Source organism: Citrobacter sp. Colony219 (assembly GCF_019382635.1).
Lineage (GTDB): Bacteria > Pseudomonadota > Gammaproteobacteria > Enterobacterales > Enterobacteriaceae > Citrobacter > Citrobacter youngae.
This window is the reverse complement of sequence record NZ_CP080033.1, coordinates 1027645-1044102: the sequence shown is the minus strand read 5'-3', so window position 1 is coordinate 1044102 and position 16458 is coordinate 1027645. Positions and strand designations below refer to the sequence as shown.

Annotated in this window: 14 protein-coding genes; 5 read left to right on the top strand and 9 right to left on the bottom strand. The window is 50.8% G+C overall.

Features of this window, described 5'->3' with window-relative positions; translation table 11 throughout:
• Window positions 1–4: 4 nt before the first annotated feature.
• From JTI85_RS04580 to dnaK, 5 genes are all read right to left on the bottom strand, one after another.
• Entirely contained in the window at window positions 5–1201 is a 1197-nt protein-coding gene (locus JTI85_RS04580) for an anaerobic sulfatase maturase (protein ID WP_048212747.1), read from the bottom strand.
• 103 nt (window positions 1202–1304) lie between these two features.
• On the bottom strand, window positions 1305–2798 hold the full coding sequence (locus JTI85_RS04575; RefSeq protein ID WP_061067207.1) for a sulfatase: 1494 nt from the start codon (window positions 2796–2798) through the stop codon (window positions 1305–1307).
• 20 nt (window positions 2799–2818) lie between these two features.
• Complete coding sequence (locus JTI85_RS04570; RefSeq protein ID WP_048212749.1) at window positions 2819–3583, bottom strand: outer membrane protein OmpK; 765 nt, start codon at window positions 3581–3583, stop codon at window positions 2819–2821.
• A 441-nt stretch (window positions 3584–4024) separates the two neighbouring features.
• Window positions 4025–5158, bottom strand: coding sequence for a molecular chaperone DnaJ (dnaJ, locus tag JTI85_RS04565; protein WP_003837322.1), 1134 nt, complete (start codon window positions 5156–5158; stop codon window positions 4025–4027).
• An 85-nt stretch (window positions 5159–5243) separates the two neighbouring features.
• Window positions 5244–7166 carry a molecular chaperone DnaK gene (gene dnaK / locus JTI85_RS04560; RefSeq protein ID WP_003018959.1) on the bottom strand — a complete coding sequence of 641 codons (1923 nt, stop codon included), beginning with the start codon at window positions 7164–7166 and terminating at the stop codon, window positions 5244–5246.
• A gap of 384 nt (window positions 7167–7550) precedes the next feature.
• On the opposite strand from dnaK, the gene JTI85_RS04555 reads away from it, so the two are divergent.
• The 3 genes from JTI85_RS04555 to satP all read left to right on the top strand — a co-directional run bounded on the left by JTI85_RS04555 (window position 7551) and on the right by satP (window position 9410).
• Window positions 7551–7955: a DUF2541 family protein gene (locus tag JTI85_RS04555; RefSeq protein ID WP_003018965.1), complete on the top strand. Its 405-nt coding sequence runs from the start codon at window positions 7551–7553 to the stop codon at window positions 7953–7955.
• Window positions 7956–7981: 26 nt separating this feature from the next.
• Window positions 7982–8689: an acidic protein MsyB gene (msyB, locus tag JTI85_RS04550; protein WP_219352179.1), complete on the top strand. Its 708-nt coding sequence runs from the start codon at window positions 7982–7984 to the stop codon at window positions 8687–8689.
• A 154-nt stretch (window positions 8690–8843) separates the two neighbouring features.
• Window positions 8844–9410 (top strand): acetate uptake transporter, encoded by a 567-nt coding sequence (gene satP, locus JTI85_RS04545; protein ID WP_003018969.1) that lies wholly within the window; start codon window positions 8844–8846, stop codon window positions 9408–9410.
• 34 nt (window positions 9411–9444) lie between these two features.
• On the opposite strand, the gene JTI85_RS04540 is transcribed toward satP, so the two are convergent.
• From JTI85_RS04540 to tal, 3 genes are all read right to left on the bottom strand, one after another.
• Window positions 9445–10752, bottom strand: coding sequence for an MFS transporter (locus JTI85_RS04540; protein WP_137364961.1), 1308 nt, complete (start codon window positions 10750–10752; stop codon window positions 9445–9447).
• Window positions 10753–10876: 124 nt separating this feature from the next.
• A complete protein-coding gene (gene mog, locus JTI85_RS04535) occupies window positions 10877–11464 on the bottom strand; it encodes a molybdopterin adenylyltransferase (protein ID WP_199970115.1) in 588 nt (195 codons plus the stop codon).
• Between the two features lie 110 nt (window positions 11465–11574).
• Window positions 11575–12528, bottom strand: coding sequence for a transaldolase (gene tal / locus JTI85_RS04530; protein WP_005124064.1), 954 nt, complete (start codon window positions 12526–12528; stop codon window positions 11575–11577).
• Between the two features lie 274 nt (window positions 12529–12802).
• On the opposite strand from tal, the gene JTI85_RS04525 reads away from it, so the two are divergent.
• Complete coding sequence (locus JTI85_RS04525) at window positions 12803–14233, top strand: sodium:alanine symporter family protein (RefSeq protein WP_199982386.1); 1431 nt, start codon at window positions 12803–12805, stop codon at window positions 14231–14233.
• Between the two features lie 77 nt (window positions 14234–14310).
• Window positions 14311–15084, top strand: coding sequence for a peroxide stress protein YaaA (yaaA, locus tag JTI85_RS04520; protein WP_048212754.1), 774 nt, complete (start codon window positions 14311–14313; stop codon window positions 15082–15084).
• An 84-nt stretch (window positions 15085–15168) separates the two neighbouring features.
• Here yaaA and thrC read toward each other — a convergent pair whose 3' ends face one another.
• Window positions 15169–16455 carry a threonine synthase gene (gene thrC, locus JTI85_RS04515; protein WP_219352177.1) on the bottom strand — a complete coding sequence of 429 codons (1287 nt, stop codon included), beginning with the start codon at window positions 16453–16455 and terminating at the stop codon, window positions 15169–15171.
• Window positions 16456–16458: the final 3 nt, after the last annotated feature.

Sequence of the window (16458 nt, the reverse complement as noted above, 5' to 3'; positions counted from 1 at the left end):
ACGTTCAAGCAAATACTGATTTTATCTCTACAGGTGAAAAACCATTTTCGTAGAGTGTTTTCATGGCACTCATCGTCATTGCGGTATGAGAGAAAAACGACTTATATCCCGCGCACAAATAGTTGTGATTTCTTTTACCTGATATTGACGGCAAAAAACGATGCTTAGGACAACCGCCATAACAGGCAAACTGCCATGAGCAGGAGTCACATTCTTGTGCCATTGTGCGTCGCTTATCCTCGCCAAACTGCCGGTTTTTTTCGCTATTGTTCATCGCGCGCAGCGTCGAATCCTGAATATTCCCCAACTTGTACTGCGGATACACAAAATGATCGCAGTTATACACATCGCCGTTCATTTCCATGGCGAATGCGCTACCGCAGGTTGGCGCAAACACGCATACCTGCGGTGGTAACCCGCACCACGCCGCGAGCGTCTGCTCAAACATCTGTATGCCGATATCACCAATATCGTTACGGACCCAGACATCAAAAATAGCGTTGAGAAAATGGCCAAATTGCAGTGAATCAACCGACCACGGCATCATTCTTGTTTGTCCGCCTTCAGGATGTGCCAGACCAATACCGCCCTCTTCAGCGCTTCTTTCGATGAGCGGAATAAACTGCATATAGCGACTGCCAATGCTTTTCAGATAGTTATAGACTCGCACCGGGTGATGCATATTCGTGTGATTCACCACCGTCAGCGTATTAAATTCTACACCGTGGCGTACCAGACATTTAACGGCCTGTTCAACTTTCCCATGCGTCGGTTTACCTGAACGAGTAACCCGCCATTCATCATGTAACGCGGCATCACCATCAATAGAAACGCCCACCAGGAAGGCGTGTTGCTTAAAAAAAATAGCCCATTCGTCGTCAATCAATATACCGTTAGTCTGGAAGGTATTTATAATCGTTTTACCGCCAGAATAACGCTGCTGCAATGCCAGCGCTCGCCGATAAAATGCCAACCCCATCAGCGTAGGTTCCCCCCCCTGCCACGCAAAAATCACGTCATTCACATCCTGCGCGGCAATATGCTGTTTGATGAATAACTCGAGCATGTCATCTGACATTCTGTAATTCGCTTTTCTATCCGGATAAAGCATCTCCTTTTCCAGATAAAAACAGTATTTACAGTCCAGATTACATACCGAGCCTGTCGGTTTAATCATGACCTGACAACTTTTTGTCTGCATTGTGATAGCTCCATAAATAAAAGAACCTGGCTCAGCACAAAAGCGTTGAACCAGGCGGGCATAGCCCTAAGTGGCATACCTTATGTTTCTTATAATTATTCTGTTAGCCCCAGGTGACTGGCGTTGGCTTGTCACCGCGAGCTTTCATCAGCGAATCGTTGTCAATGTCCTGTTTGTATTTCAGGAACTTGCCATACAGTTGTTTCTCGATTTCAGGTTGTTTCCCAATCTGATTAAGCGTTTCAAAGCGATCTTTTTTCAGGTTGTAGAGGTATTTGGGTTTATTTTCACGATCGATAATCATCTTCCAGTCGCCATCACGGATCGCCCATTCGTCAGTAGGATCATCCTGGAACGGCATATCAATGCCAAAGATGAGTGGTTTCTGACGTGCTAACGTTTTCTGTTCAAGTAATGGAACCAGAGACTGCCCATCGTAGGTACGATCTGTTGGCAGTTTAAAATTCATCATGTTTGCTAACGTCGGCACCCAGTCAAGACCATAAACTGGCGTATCCGTTACCATCCCCTGCGGAATATGTTTACCGTACTTGATGATTGCCGGAACACGGATACCGCCTTCCCAAAGGTTATCTTTACGGCCGCGAAGCCCATCCGTTTCACCCGCCAGGTTCAGTTCATATACTTTGCGAGCCTCGCGGGTCACTGGGCCGTTATCACTGGTGAAAATGACAATGGTGTTATCTTCTTCACCCATTGCCTTGATCTTATCCATTACTTTACCGACCTGAGCATCCATATAGCTGATGTTCGCGTAGTATTCGCCTGTTCCTCGCCACGGCTTATCCGCCCAGTCGCCATAAAACAGATCCGGATGCTGTTTCTGGTAAGCGCTCATATATTGCGAATACATGTCGAGGTAATTTTTCGGTGAGGCCAGCGGACTGTGAACTTCCGTGAACGCGACATATAAGAAGAACGGTTTGTCGTCTTTCTTGTTATCCAGCCAGTTGACGACTTCAGAACTGACAAGCTCGCCGCTCATGGTGTCCGCACGACCAATATGCTGTCCATTACGGATCCAGCCAGTGGGATGCACCATGCCATAGCGGGGACGTTCTTTTGCGTTATCAAGCGTAGCATCCGTGACGAATCCCGCCGGGTTTACCAGGGTGTAGTCAAACCCCATGTCCTTCGCCTGCGGTTGATCGGTGCGATCGCCCCCGGCATTTAGGTGCAATTTCCCCATCATCGCCGTGTCATACCCCTGTTGCTTTAACAGGTTGGCAATCGTCAGTTCATTCCGTCCCAACGCGACATCTTTGCCTTCAGGGATCCAGGAACGGATCCCTGTACGGAATGGCATACGTCCCGTTAATAAACCCGCACGAGAAGGAGAGCACAGCGGCGCGGGCGCATAGTAGTCGGTAAATTTCACCCCTTCCTGTGCCAGCTTGTCGATATTAGGCGTTTTGACGATTTGATGGCCATAAGTCGCGAGATCGCCATAGCCCAAATCATCAGCCATAATAATCACTAAATTAGGCTGTTTCGCTGAAGCTGCATATGTTGTTTGTAATGCGCTCCCGGCACATAATGCCAGCCCAACCAAACTCGCCACGACTGTTTTTTTCATTTCCGATCCTTTGGTTTTATTTAAAATGAATACCCAATCATATAAATCATCTGATCCCCGTAACCGTCATAACCCAGTTTGTTTTCAAAATAGCGATAAGTCACTGTAGCTTTCCATCGTGGATAAAATTTCCACGCCAGTGTTAATCCGCCATTTAATCCATTCCGGCCAAATTGCTGTTCCGCATAAGCATCATTTCTATCAAGCTCAATTTCATTCCAGTCAGATAAAACAAATTTCTCACCAAATAAAGTAAAATTGTAAGCCGCAGTCCAGCCAATAACGTAGCCATTCCAGCCGCTGGTTTGTCCGTATCGTTGTGATACATAATCACCAGATTGGTTATGCAAACCTATATAGGGTTTTAAAAACCCCCAATCTCCGCTCCAGCCGAGATAACCCAGACCATAAAACATATCCAGATCGTCGCCCCAGGAGTTATCCCACTGGCCATAAATCTTGCCAAAGAAGGTATAATCAGAATCAAAGAGACGCACATGGGTCATCGCCGACACCGTATGATTTCGACCGGCTACAGCATGATTTAACACATTACTTTCAATAAATGAGTAAAATTCGGCTTCTCGAAAATTGACACCAAAATCCGCTGTTGCTTTCCAAACCTCGCCACGATGTACATTGACAAATCCGCTATTCCAGTCGGCATAACCGGCATTAATAGACCCAAAAGAATTTTTATACTCCAGAGCTTGTGCTGCATGGCTAAAAAGAGAAGGCACTATAAGTATAAGACAAGCTAATAGTCCATTTTTTATCCGAGGCATTGAATGTATTCCCCATAATTATAATTAATCCATCAATAAATATTGTGTTACCGCGGTGACAAATAATAATGAAATAGAATGACAGGATAGTGATGTAAATCTCACATCAAGGAAGGTGAATCGTTATTACTGGTAGTGTGTCAGAATATGTTGTTTGAGAGGAGATAAGTAATTATTTCGCCAGAAATATGACTGTAGTTGCCTTTTAAATTAGGTTGGCCGTGATTATTTATTGATGTTAAAACAATCACATCAACCTGGTATGCGGCTGTGAATAGCCAAAAAAGATGTTAGTTCTAAAACCGTAGCACTGCTCCACACATCATACTATTCCAACAAAGTTGGATAATATATCCGATGCCGGTAAGGGTCTGGATATCCATCTGCCAGGTAAAAAAAAGGCCATCTCATCGCTGAAATGGCCTTTTCTCTACTTTTATTTTAGCGCGTCAAATCGTCAAAGAATTTCTTCACGCCGTCGAAGAAGCTTTTGGAACGCGGGCTGTTTTGTTCACCCGTCGGGCCACCAAAGCTATCCTGCAAATCTTTCAGCAGTTGCTTCTGCTTGTCATTCAGGCCAACCGGAGTTTCCACTACCACGCGGCACAGCAGGTCTCCCTGAGCGCCACCGCGTACAGACTTGACGCCCTTTCCACGCATGCGGAAAAGTTTGCCAGTTTGCGTTTCGCCCGGAATTTTTAGCTTCACGCGACCATCCAGCGTCGGGACTTCAATCTCGCCACCCAGGGCTGCCATTGCAAAGTTAATCGGCACTTCGCAGTACAGGTTATTGCCTTCACGCTCGAAGATTGGGTGCTGTTTAACCTGCACCTGCACGTACAGATCACCTGCTGGCGCGCCATGCTCACCGGCTTCGCCTTCACCAGACAAACGGATACGGTCGCCGGTATCAACCCCTGCCGGGATTTTAACGGACAGCGTTTTGCTCTTCTCAACGCGACCATGCCCGTGGCATTTGTTGCACGGATCTTTGATCAACGTACCGCGGCCCTGACAGTGCGGACAGGTCTGCTGTACGGCAAAAAAGCCCTGACGCATCTGTACCTGACCAGAACCGTGACAGGTTGGACAGGTTTGCGGCTGAGTGCCTGCCTTCGCGCCGCTGCCGTGGCAAACGTCACACTCTTCCAGAGTCGGAATACGGATCTCTTTGGTGACGCCACGCACGGCTTCTTCCAGAGTGAGATCCATGTTGTAACGTAAATCAGCACCACGTGAGGCGCGCTGACGACCACGACCGCCGCCAAAGATATCGCCAAACACGTCACCAAAGATATCGCTGAAGTCAGCCCCGCCGCCAAAACCGCCGCCGCCGCCCATGCCGCCTTGCTCAAACGCAGCATGACCGTACTGATCGTAGGCCGCACGTTTTTGCGCATCGGTCAGGATCTCGTACGCTTCTTTGATCTCTTTAAACTTGGCTTCGGCCTCTTTATCACCCTGGTTGCGATCCGGGTGATATTTCATGGCCAGGCGCTTGTAGGCCTTTTTGATTTCACGCTCTTCCGCTGATTTGGAAACGCCTAAAATCTCGTAATAGTCTTGCTTAGCCATCTCTTTTTATCTGCCCCTAACATGCGTGCACGGGCGGAGAGGAAACCTCTTCGCCCGTGCCAGTAATTACCCGTTCAAAGGGCGATTATTTTTTGTCTTTCACTTCTTCAAACTCGGCGTCGACAACGTCGTCATCTTTCGCGTTATTTGCAGAAGCATCAGCGCCTGCTGCACCAGCCTGTTGCTGTGCGTGCTGCTGCTGAGCGATTTCCATCAGTTTCTGGGAAACCTGTGCCAGCGCCTGCATTTTCGCTTCGATATCCGCTTTGTCTTCACCTTTCAGAGACGTTTCCAGCGCGGTCAGTGCAGACTCGATGGCTGTTTTGTCGTCAGCCGGCAGTTTGTCGCCTGCCTCTTCAACCTGCTTGCGAGTGCTGTGCAGCAGATGGTCACCCTGGTTACGGGTCTGAACCAGCTCTTCAAACTTACGGTCAGATTCTGCGTTCGCTTCTGCTTCGCGAACCATTTTCTGAATCTCTTCTTCGTTCAGACCAGAAGAAGCCTTGATGGTGATCTTCTGCTCTTTACCGCTGTTTTTGTCTTTCGCGGAAACGTGCAGGATACCGTCGGCATCGATGTCAAAAGTAACTTCGATCTGCGGCATACCGCGCGGAGCCGGGCTGATGCCATCCAGGTTAAACTGACCCAGATCTTTGTTATCAGCAGCACGTTTACGTTCACCCTGCAGCACGTGGATGGTTACCGCAGACTGGTTGTCTTCAGCGGTAGAGAACACCTGGCTGTGCTTGGTCGGGATAGTGGTGTTTTTCGCGATCAGCGGAGTCATTACGCCACCCATGGTTTCGATACCCAGAGACAGCGGGGTAACGTCCAGCAGCAGCACGTCTTTAACATCACCGGTCAATACACCACCCTGAACAGCAGCACCGATTGCTACGGCTTCGTCCGGGTTAACGTCTTTACGCGGTTCTTTACCGAAGAACTCAGCGACTTTCTTCTGCACCATCGGCATACGCGTCTGACCACCAACGAGGATAACGTCGTTGATATCAGATACGGACAGGCCAGCATCCTGCAGAGCAACTTTCAGCGGCTCGATAGAACGGTTAACCAGGTCTTCAACCAGGCTTTCCAGTTTCGCACGGGTCACTTTGATGTTCATGTGTTTCGGACCGGTCGCGTCTGCAGTGATGTACGGCAGGTTCACGTCGGTCTGCTGAGCGGAAGACAGCTCAATCTTCGCTTTCTCAGCGGCTTCTTTCAGACGCTGCATCGCCAGCGGGTCATTACGCAGGTCGATACCCTGATCTTTCTTAAACTCGTCAACCAGGTAGTTGATCATACGGCTGTCGAAGTCTTCACCACCCAGGTGGGTATCACCGTTGGTTGCCAGAACTTCGAAGGTTTTTTCGCCGTCAACTTCGTCGATTTCGATAATAGAGATATCGAAAGTACCACCACCGAGGTCATATACCGCGATAGTACGGTTGCCGACTTCTTTATCCAGACCGTAAGCCAGCGCAGCTGCGGTTGGTTCGTTGATGATACGTTTTACTTCCAGACCTGCGATACGACCGGCGTCTTTAGTTGCCTGACGCTGAGCATCGTTAAAGTATGCAGGTACGGTGATAACTGCTTCAGTTACCGGCTCACCCAGGTAATCTTCAGCCGTTTTCTTCATTTTTTTCAGCACTTCAGCAGAAATCTGCGGCGGTGCCAGTTTCTGACCTTTTACGTCAATCCATGCATCACCGTTGTCAGCACCGATGATTTTGTACGGCATGATGGCTTCATCACGCTGTACTTCTTCGTCCTGGAAGCGGCGGCCAATCAGGCGTTTAATCGCAAACAGGGTGTTTTGCGGGTTTGTCACTGCCTGACGTTTAGCCGGCTGACCAACCAGAGTTTCACCATCCTGGGTATAAGCAATGATAGAAGGCGTGGTGCGATCGCCCTCGGCGTTCTCCAGCACACGTGCAGTAGTGCCATCCATAATCGCTACACAAGAGTTGGTAGTACCCAGGTCGATACCAATAATTTTACCCATCTAAACGTCTCCACTAAAAATTCGGTCATCATGTGGTTGTGAATCTGTAATAAGGGCGAAACGTGCGGTTTCAACTACCCTGAATCGTTTTTTTTCAGACTCACCACTGCGGTTGCTTACAAGATGGGGTCGTAACCCACGTCATCAAGGGGGGCATGAAAATTTTTTTTTAGCGCAGTGGCGATAAAATCGTAGAGAAAAGGCAGAAAGCTGAAAAAATGAATAGTCGCCAATTAAAATTAATTCATAAAACCAATGAAAATCGTAAAGTTATTCACGAAAAAATTGTAATAAAAAGAAAAGATTACGAGCATGAATCATGATTCTGACAGCGGTAAGATGGTCTGAAACGACACACTTTTACAGCCGTCAAAGAGAAATTCCATGAAATCCGTATTAACCCTTTCCGCCAGCCTGCTTATGGGCCTGCTACTGAGCAGCGCCGCACACGCTAATGATCATAAAGTCCTCGGCGTGATCGCCATGCCCCGTAATGAAACCAACGATCTGACGCTGAAACTTCCCGTTTGCCGCGTGGTGAAACGCATTCAACTTACGGCCGATCATGGTGATTTACAGCTCAGTGGTGCATCGGTTTATTTCAAGGCTGCCCGCATGTCCAGCCAGAGTCTGAACGTGCCTTCCTCCATCAAAGAAGGGCAAACGACCAATTGGATCAACATCAATAGCGACAACGACAATAAGCGCTGCGTGAAAAAAATTACCTTTTCCGGTCATACGGTGAACTCTTCTGATATGGCGACGCTGAAAATCATCGGCGACGACTAATCCCTTCTGCACAAGTAGAATTCAGTATGAATGTCACCTATTTGAATGACGACGATCTCGACTTTCTTCAGCATTGCAGCGAGGAGCAGCTCGCCAATATTACCCGCCTGCTTACGCATAATGAAAAGGGGAAAGCCCGTCTGTCGAGCGTACTCAACCACAACGATTTATTTAAATCGATGGAAGGACATCCGGAACAGCACCGCCGCAACTGGCAACTAATCGCAGGCGAGCTTCAACATTACGGCGGTGACAGTATTGCCAACAAATTGCGCGGACACGGGAAATTATACCGGGCGATTTTGCTGGATGTCTCAAAGCGGCTAAAGCTCAAAGCAGATAAAGAGATGTCTACGTTCGAAATTGAACAATATCTGCTGGAACATTTTTTACGCAACGCCTGGCAAAAAATGGATGCTGAGCACAAGCAAGAATTTCTTCAGGCGGTCGATGCAAAAGTCTCTGAGCTGGAAGAACTGTTGCCGCTATTAATGAAAGACCGCAATCTGGCAAAAGGGGTGTCTCACCTGCTCTCCGGCCAGTTAACCAAAATTCTGCGAACCCACGCCGCTGTCAGCGTAATCGGGCACGGATTACTGCGCGGAGCCGGACTTGGCGGCCCGGTAGGTGCGGCCTTAAACGGGGTTAAAGCGGTGAGCGGCAGCGCCTATCGCGTGACGATCCCAGCGGTACTCCACATCGCCTGCCTGCGCAGAATGCTCAACCACACATAAGCGTGATGCCCATCACAGGGAAAATAATTCATTTTCCCTTCGTGAGATCATAGACAGTGCCCTCTCCCCTGATTATTATGCCGCGCCCCGAAGACAGTGATCGTTATTTGGGGAAACTATTTCACCATTCAATCAATGATGATTTTGAGGAATTATGGGCAACACTAAGTTGGCTAATCCGGCACCGCTGGGCCTGATGGGCTTTGGCATGACCACCATTCTGCTTAACCTGCACAACGCGGGTTTCTTCGCTTTAGACGTTATTATTCTGGCGATGGGCATTTTCTACGGCGGTATCGCGCAAATTTTTGCCGGTCTTCTGGAATATAAAAAAGGCAACACCTTCGGTTTAACCGCCTTTACCTCCTACGGTTCGTTCTGGCTGACGCTGGTTGCGATTCTGCTGATGCCGAAAATGGGCCTCGCGGATGCAACCAATGGTCAGTTCCTGGGCGCTTACCTGGGTCTGTGGGGCGTGTTCACTCTGTTCATGTTCTTCGGTACGCTGAAAGCCGCGCGCATGCTGCAGTTCGTGTTCCTGAGCCTGACCGTGCTGTTCGCCCTGCTGGCCGTTGGCAACATTGCAGGTAACGAAGCAATCATTCACGTAGCGGGTTGGGTTGGCTTAGTGTGTGGCGCAAGCGCCATTTACCTGGCGATGGGTGAAGTGCTGAACGAACAGTTTGGCCGTACCATCCTGCCGATTGGTGAAGCACACTAATCTGACAATATCCCCCCTTACGGGGGGATATTCCTTACAAACGCTGTAACTCTCCCTGTACGCTCGTATCGCGATGATAAATATCCTGTCGCAGCCAAATCCCCAGACCTAACCCCACCAGCGATAACGCCAGCACATACCAGGCTGGAGCCATTGGCGACACGCTCATTAACATCGTCACGGCGATTGGCGTCAGACCACCAAAAATGGCATATGAGACGTTATAGGAAAAGGAAATACCGGTAAAACGGACTTCCGCCGGAAACGCCCGCACCATAACATAAGGCACTGCGCCGACCACGCCAACGCATAATCCCACCAGCCCGTATAACAGGAACAAGTGCTGAGGATGGCTGCCGGTCAGGTGATAGAAAAACCAGCTCGAACAGGCCAGCAGCAGGCTGCCGACAGTAAAGGTTTTGCTGGCGCCGACCCGGTCGACAATAAACCCGGCCAGCAGACAGCCGACGCACAGCATAATGGTAGCGACACTGTTGGCCTGTAACGTTAGCGCGGGAGCGAAGCCATACTGCTTTTGCAACCAGACGGGCGACATCAGGATCACCACCACAATCCCGGCCGATAACAGCCAGGTCAGCAGCATTGAAATAACCACCGCTTTTTTATGCTTACTCACCACCGACTTCACCGGTAGCTCTTGCGCAAGTGCTTTTCGCTGCTGCATTTCGAGGAAGATGGGCGTTTCCTGCAGCCAGCGGCGCAGGTACATCGCCACCAGCCCAAAAACGCCCCCCAGCAGGAACGGGATACGCCAGCCGTAGTCATGCACCGCCTGTTGCGTAAAACTGGTGTTCACCAGCGTCGCCACCACCGATCCCAGCAGAATTCCCACCGTTAGCCCGGCGGTCAGCGTGCCACAGGCAATGCCGATGCGGCGCTCCGGTACGTGCTCCGCCACGAACACCCACGCGCCCGGCACTTCTCCGCCGATGGCAGCGCCTTGCAAAATGCGCATCAGCAGTAACAGCAGCGGTGCGAGGATCCCCATTGAGGCGTAGGTAGGCAAAAGACCAATCGCCAGCGTCGGTATCGCCATCAGCAAAATGCTCAGGGTGAACATTTTCTTACGCCCGACCAGATCGCCAAAGTGCGCCATGATGATGCCACCCAGCGGACGCGCCAGATATCCGGCGGCAAAGATGCCGAAGGTTTGCACCTGACGTAGCCACTCAGGAATGTCTGCCGGAAAGAAGAGTTCACCAACAACAGCGGCAAAGAAGACGAAGATAATGAAATCATAAAACTCAAGCGCACCGCCGAGGGCAGCAAGCGTAAGAGTTTTATAATCCTGGCGATTCAGCGGTCGAGTGTGTTGTGACATAGCAAACCATCAGTCAGTGGAGTTATTGAATCTGTCTGTCGACATATGTAAAGCAAAAATTACTATATCGTAAACAATTCAATACTCCACTGTGATTGGCACTTATGTCATGATCGGGCTACTTTCAGGCGTTTGTATCGCGAATTGCGCTTTTAGGACGAAAAGATGCTACAACAGCCGGTGCAGTTTCCACATACGGCCCATCCAGCAACTGTATACAATACGGTACACTTGCAAAAATACCCGGTACGATAACCTTACCGTCGGCATCTTTCACGCCTTCCAGCGTTTCTTTGATTGATTTCGGTTGCCCCGGCAGATTCAGGATCAGCGCCTGTTTACGAATCACGCCGACCTGACGAGAGAGGATCGCCGTTGGCACAAAGTGCAGACTTATCTGGCGCATCTGTTCGCCAAAGCCTGGCATCTGGCGGTCGGCTACGGCAAACGTGGCATCAGGCGTCACGTCGCGACGGGCCGGCCCCGTTCCGCCGGTAGTCAGCACCAGATGACAGCTCATTTCATCCACCAGCTCGCATAAGGTCTGTTCGATGATCGCCTGTTCATCCGGGATCAGTCGCGTTTGCAGCTCAAAAGGGGTGGTAAGGGCAGATGCCAGCCACTCTTCCAGGGCCGGGATACCTTTATCCTGGTAAACGCCGCTGGAAGCACGGTCAGAAATGGAAACCAGGCCAATGCGTAAAGTATTCATAATTATTCCGTTTAAACAGTCTCGTTAAACAGAATGATACACTGCGAAAGGAAGGACAGACAGGTTTCAGAAGAGGTAGCGTGACCCATATCAGGGCCACGCCGAAATGATTACAGCAGATCGCCGATCATTTTTTCCAGTTTGCCCTGGTCTACAGCAAACTTACGGATACCGTCCGCCAGTTTGTCTACAGCCATCGGATCCTGGTTGTGCTGCCACAGGAACTCAGCTTCGGTGATGCGTGCAGGACGCGCTTTCACTTCGCCAGAGAAGGACAGTTTACGTTCGATAGCGCCTTCGCTTTCCGCCAGCTCTTTCAGCAGTGCCGGAGCAATCGTAAGACGATCGCAGCCTGCCAGCTCAATGATTTCGCCGATGTTACGGAAGCTCGCGCCCATGACTACGGTTTCGTAACCGTGCTGTTTGTAGTACTCGTAGATTTCCGTTACGGAAACCACACCCGGATCTTCTGCCGGTGCGTACTCTTTCTTGTCAGTATTGGCTTTGTACCAGTCAAGAATACGGCCAACGAACGGAGAAATCAGGTATACGCCAGCTTCAGCACATGCACGCGCCTGCGCGAAGGAGAACAGCAGGGTCAGGTTACAGTTGATACCTTCTTTTTCCAGCTGCTCAGCGGCACGGATACCCTGCCAGGTAGAAGCCAGTTTGATCAGAATACGATCGTTGCTGATGCCAGCATCGTTGTACAGTTTGATCAGACGTTTTGCTTTCGCGATAGACGCGTCGGTGTCGTAGGACAGGCGAGCATCAACTTCAGTAGAGATACGACCCGGGACCAGTTTCAGGATCTCCAGACCGATATTGACGGCCAGTTTGTCGGTCGCGTCGACGACCTGTTGAGCGCGGTCGTTGCTCTGCTGCTTAGCCCAGGCTACAGCGTCATCAATCAGCTTGCGGTATTCTGGGATCTGCGCTGCGTTAAGAATGAGAGAAGGGTTAGTTGTGGCATCCTGAGGCTGATACAGCTTCATTGCCGCGATGTCTCCGGTGTCGGCCACTACTGTGGTGAACTGACGAAGGGAGGTCAATTTGTCCGTCATGATAGCGATTCTCTTTAAACAGCTTGTTAGGGGGATGTAACCGATCTTCCCTGATGATAGCACGACGCACTCTCAGCGCAACCGCCGGGATTGTCCGACCAGCCGCTCAGCCCTGATTACGCATCTTAAAGCCCCTGATGCGCAATTAAGGGTTATCCCCATTGTTATGGTAAACTCCCGCAATCACTCTCCTGACAAGGTATATACTGTTCGATAATTGGTAGCGCTTACATGGGAATATTCGCGCGTACCGGCATCAACAAGAGGGATGTTAATGCCTGATTTTTTCTTGTTTATTAATGAAATACTCTGGGGTTCGGTGATGATCTACCTCCTGCTTGGTGCAGGATGTTGGTTCACCTGGCGTACCGGGTTCGTGCAGTTCCGCTACATTCGCCAGTTTGGCACAAGTCTTAAAAACAGCATTAGCCCGCAGCCGGGTGGCTTAACCTCGTTTCAGGCATTGTGCACCAGTCTTGCCGCACGTATTGGTAGCGGGAACCTGGCCGGCGTAGCGTTGGCGATCGCCGCTGGCGGCACAGGGGCCGTCTTCTGGATGTGGGTCTCAGCGATCATTGGCATGGCAACGTCATTCGCCGAGTGCTCACTCGCGCAACTGTATAAAGAACGCGATAGCAAAGGACAGTTCCGCGGTGGCCCTGCGTGGTATATGGCACGTGGGCTGGGCATGCGCTGGATGGGCGTACTCTTTGCCATCTTTTTACTTATTGCCTATGGACTGATTTTTAACAGCGTTCAGGCAAACTCTGTCTCCCGCGCATTGGCATTTGCGTTCGACATCCCTCCCCTCGCTTCCGGCATCGCTTTGGCGATACTGTCATTCCTGGTGATCATTGGCGGTATTAATGGTGTTGCCCGTCTGATGCAATGGTTTGTGCCGATCATGGCGCTGCTGTGGGTTGGATGTAGCATCATCATCTGCCTGTGGCATATCGGGCAGCTTCCCGACATTATCGTCACCATTATAAAAAGCGCCTTTGGCTGGCAGGAAGCCGCGGCGGGTGCGGCCGGATATACGCTAAGCCAGGCTATTGCCAACGGTTTTCAGCGCGGCATGTTTTCTAACGAAGCCGGAATGGGATCTACGCCGAATGCAGCCGCGTCAGCAGCCTCCTGGCCACCGCATCCTGCGGCACAAGGCATTGTGCAAATGATCGGTGTGTTAGGCGACACTCTCGTTGTCTGTACGGCCAGCGCCATGATTATTCTGTTGGCGGGCAATGGCGCCGGCTATGTGCCCATGGAAGGCATCCAGTTGCTGCAGAAGGCCATGGTCTCACTGACCGGCGAATGGGGGGCTGGGTTTGTCGCATTTATTGTGATTCTGTTTGCCTTTAGCTCAATTGTCGCCAACTACATCTATGCGGAAAACAATCTCGTCTTCCTGAAACTGGACAATATGCGTGTCATCTGGCTATTGCGCATCGCCACCGTTAGCACCGTTATCGGCGGAACATTAGTCAGCTTCCCGTTGGTCTGGCAGTTGGCCGATATCATTATGGCTTGTATGGCCATCACTAACCTGACGGCAATTCTGCTGCTTTCTCCGGTTGTCCATACCATCGCCAGCGACTATCTGCGCCAGCGCAAACTCGGTGTGCGCCCGGAATTTGATCCGCACCGTTATCCTGATATCAGACAACAGCTTGCACCGGATACATGGGATGAAACGCCGCGCAGCTAGCGCGGCAATCACAACCATCGATCAATTCTGTCGTTTTTTTTGCTAAAGTCGCAGTAAATCTCCTGCAAGGACTGGATATGCTGATTCTGATTTCACCTGCAAAAACGCTCGACTACCAAAGCCCGCTGGCTACCACACGCCATACGCTGCCTGAACTGCTGGACCACTCCCAGCAGTTAATCCACGTGGCGCGTCAACTCTCTGCGCCGCAGATCGGCAAGCTGATGGGAATTAGCGACAAGCTGGCGGATCTGAACGCCACGCGTTTCCACGACTGGCAGCCTGACTTCACGCCGGACAATGCGCGCCAGGCCATTCTGGCATTTAAGGGCGACGTGTATACCGGACTGCAGGCTGAAACCTTCAGCGAGGCGGATTTCGACTTCGCTCAGCAGCATTTACGCATGCTGTCCGGGCTGTATGGTGTTCTGCGCCCGCTGGATTTGATGCAACCCTACCGTCTGGAGATGGGCATTCGTCTGGCCAATGCGAAGGGTAAAGATCTCTATCAGTTCTGGGGAGATACCATCACCGATAAACTTAACGAAGCGCTGGGAGCACAAGGTGACAGCGTGGTGATAAACCTCGCTTCGGATGAGTATTTTAAATCCGTGAAGCCGAAAAAGCTGAACGCAGAACTGATTAAACCGGTATTCCTTGATGAGAAGAACGGCAAATTCAAAGTCATCAGCTTCTATGCCAAAAAAGCCCGCGGCCTGATGAGCCGCTACATCATTGAAAACCGCTTAACGCAGCCAGAACAGTTGACCGCTTTTAACAGCGAAGGCTATTTCTTTGATGAAGAAGCGTCAGGAAACGGCGAACTGGTGTTTAAACGCCACGAGCAATAATTTACATGCCGGATGACGGCTAACGCCTTATCCGGCCTGCAGGTTTTGTAGGCCCGCTAAGCAAAGCGCCAGCGGGCATCAGCATTAACCGCGAGTCATCATCAGCTTACGCAGTTGCGCAAAATCAGCGGGCAGATGATGCGAAAGCAGCGGCAAGTCTGCACGTTCAGCCAGCTCTTTTGGTAGATCCAGCGTGACATTCAGAATCTGTTCAACGCTTTCTTTAAATTTCGCCGGATGCGCGGTGCCAAGGAACAGGCCATATTCGCCCGGATTCAACTGGTCACGCAGTGCACGATACGCCACCGCCGCATGCGGCTCTGAGGTGTAACCAATCTTCTGCAGTTCGCGCATGGTGTCCTGCGTCGTTGCATCATCAACGGCGGCATAACCCAGCTCATTCAGACGCCAAATTTTACGGCGGAACAGTTCTTCCACGCGCGGCCAGTTGTTCGGCTGGCTGACATCCATGGCATTCGATAACGTCGCCTGAGTCGCTTTCGGCGCCCACTCACCTTCAGCAAGGAAACGCGGAACCGTATCGTTGACGTTAGTTGCCGCAATAAAGCGCTTCACCGGTAAGCCCAGTGATTTCGCCAGCAGCCCGGCGGTCAAATCGCCAAAGTTACCGCTGGGAACGGAAATAACCAGCTGATTCCGCGCCTCTTGCGGCAGTTGAGCCACGGCTTCAAAGTAGTAGCAGATTTGCGCCAGCAGGCGACTGATGTTGATGGAGTTTGCGGAATTCAGCCCCAGAGCAGTCTTCAGCTCTTCATCATCAAACGCCTGTTTCACCAGCGCCTGGCAGGCATCAAAATCACCGTCGATGGCGACAGTTTCAATATTGCCGCCCAGCGTACAGAACAGTTTTTCCTGTAATGGGCTGATCTTGCCATTTGGGTAGAGGATCACCACACGCACATTTTTCAGGCCATAAAAAGCATGTGCAACTGCGGCCCCGGTGTCTCCGGATGTCGCAGTCAGGATTGTCACCGGTTTGTCGCCGCTGATGTGCGTTAGCATTTGCGCCATAAAGCGCCCGCCAAAGTCTTTAAACGCCAGTGTCGGACCATGGAACAGCTCCAGACAGCCGATATCACCTTCGACCTGAGCGACCGGTGCCGGGAAGGCAAACGCCGCACGCACGCGCTCCTCCAGGATCTCTTGTGGGATCTCCGTGCCAATAAATGCGGAAAGGATCTTAGCGCTGCGGCTGACGAAGTCCTGGTTCAGCATCTCATCCACTTCTGTCAGATTAAATTCCGGCAGCTCGTGTGGAAAAAACAATCCCTGATTCTTGCCAAGCCCTTGCGTGACGGCCTGCGCAAAGTTGACCTGTTCGTTGTGATCTTTCAGATTATAGAGTTTCATTGA

What these genes read in the sequence shown, in the direction of transcription:
- JTI85_RS04580 (WP_048212747.1), bottom strand. Translation starts at nt 1,201, where the DNA reads ATGCAGACAAAAAGTTGTCAGGTCATGATTAAACCGACAGGCTCGGTA.
- JTI85_RS04575 (WP_061067207.1), bottom strand. Translation starts at nt 2,798, where the DNA reads ATGAAAAAAACAGTCGTGGCGAGTTTGGTTGGGCTGGCATTATGTGCC.
- JTI85_RS04570 (WP_048212749.1), bottom strand. Translation starts at nt 3,583, where the DNA reads ATGCCTCGGATAAAAAATGGACTATTAGCTTGTCTTATACTTATAGTG.
- dnaJ (WP_003837322.1), bottom strand. Translation starts at nt 5,158, where the DNA reads ATGGCTAAGCAAGACTATTACGAGATTTTAGGCGTTTCCAAATCAGCG.
- dnaK (WP_003018959.1), bottom strand. Translation starts at nt 7,166, where the DNA reads ATGGGTAAAATTATTGGTATCGACCTGGGTACTACCAACTCTTGTGTA.
- JTI85_RS04555 (WP_003018965.1), top strand. Translation starts at nt 7,551, where the DNA reads ATGAAATCCGTATTAACCCTTTCCGCCAGCCTGCTTATGGGCCTGCTA.
- msyB (WP_219352179.1), top strand. Translation starts at nt 7,982, where the DNA reads ATGAATGTCACCTATTTGAATGACGACGATCTCGACTTTCTTCAGCAT.
- satP (WP_003018969.1), top strand. Translation starts at nt 8,844, where the DNA reads ATGGGCAACACTAAGTTGGCTAATCCGGCACCGCTGGGCCTGATGGGC.
- JTI85_RS04540 (WP_137364961.1), bottom strand. Translation starts at nt 10,752, where the DNA reads ATGTCACAACACACTCGACCGCTGAATCGCCAGGATTATAAAACTCTT.
- mog (WP_199970115.1), bottom strand. Translation starts at nt 11,464, where the DNA reads ATGAATACTTTACGCATTGGCCTGGTTTCCATTTCTGACCGTGCTTCC.
- tal (WP_005124064.1), bottom strand. Translation starts at nt 12,528, where the DNA reads ATGACGGACAAATTGACCTCCCTTCGTCAGTTCACCACAGTAGTGGCC.
- JTI85_RS04525 (WP_199982386.1), top strand. Translation starts at nt 12,803, where the DNA reads ATGCCTGATTTTTTCTTGTTTATTAATGAAATACTCTGGGGTTCGGTG.
- yaaA (WP_048212754.1), top strand. Translation starts at nt 14,311, where the DNA reads ATGCTGATTCTGATTTCACCTGCAAAAACGCTCGACTACCAAAGCCCG.
- thrC (WP_219352177.1), bottom strand. Translation starts at nt 16,455, where the DNA reads ATGAAACTCTATAATCTGAAAGATCACAACGAACAGGTCAACTTTGCG.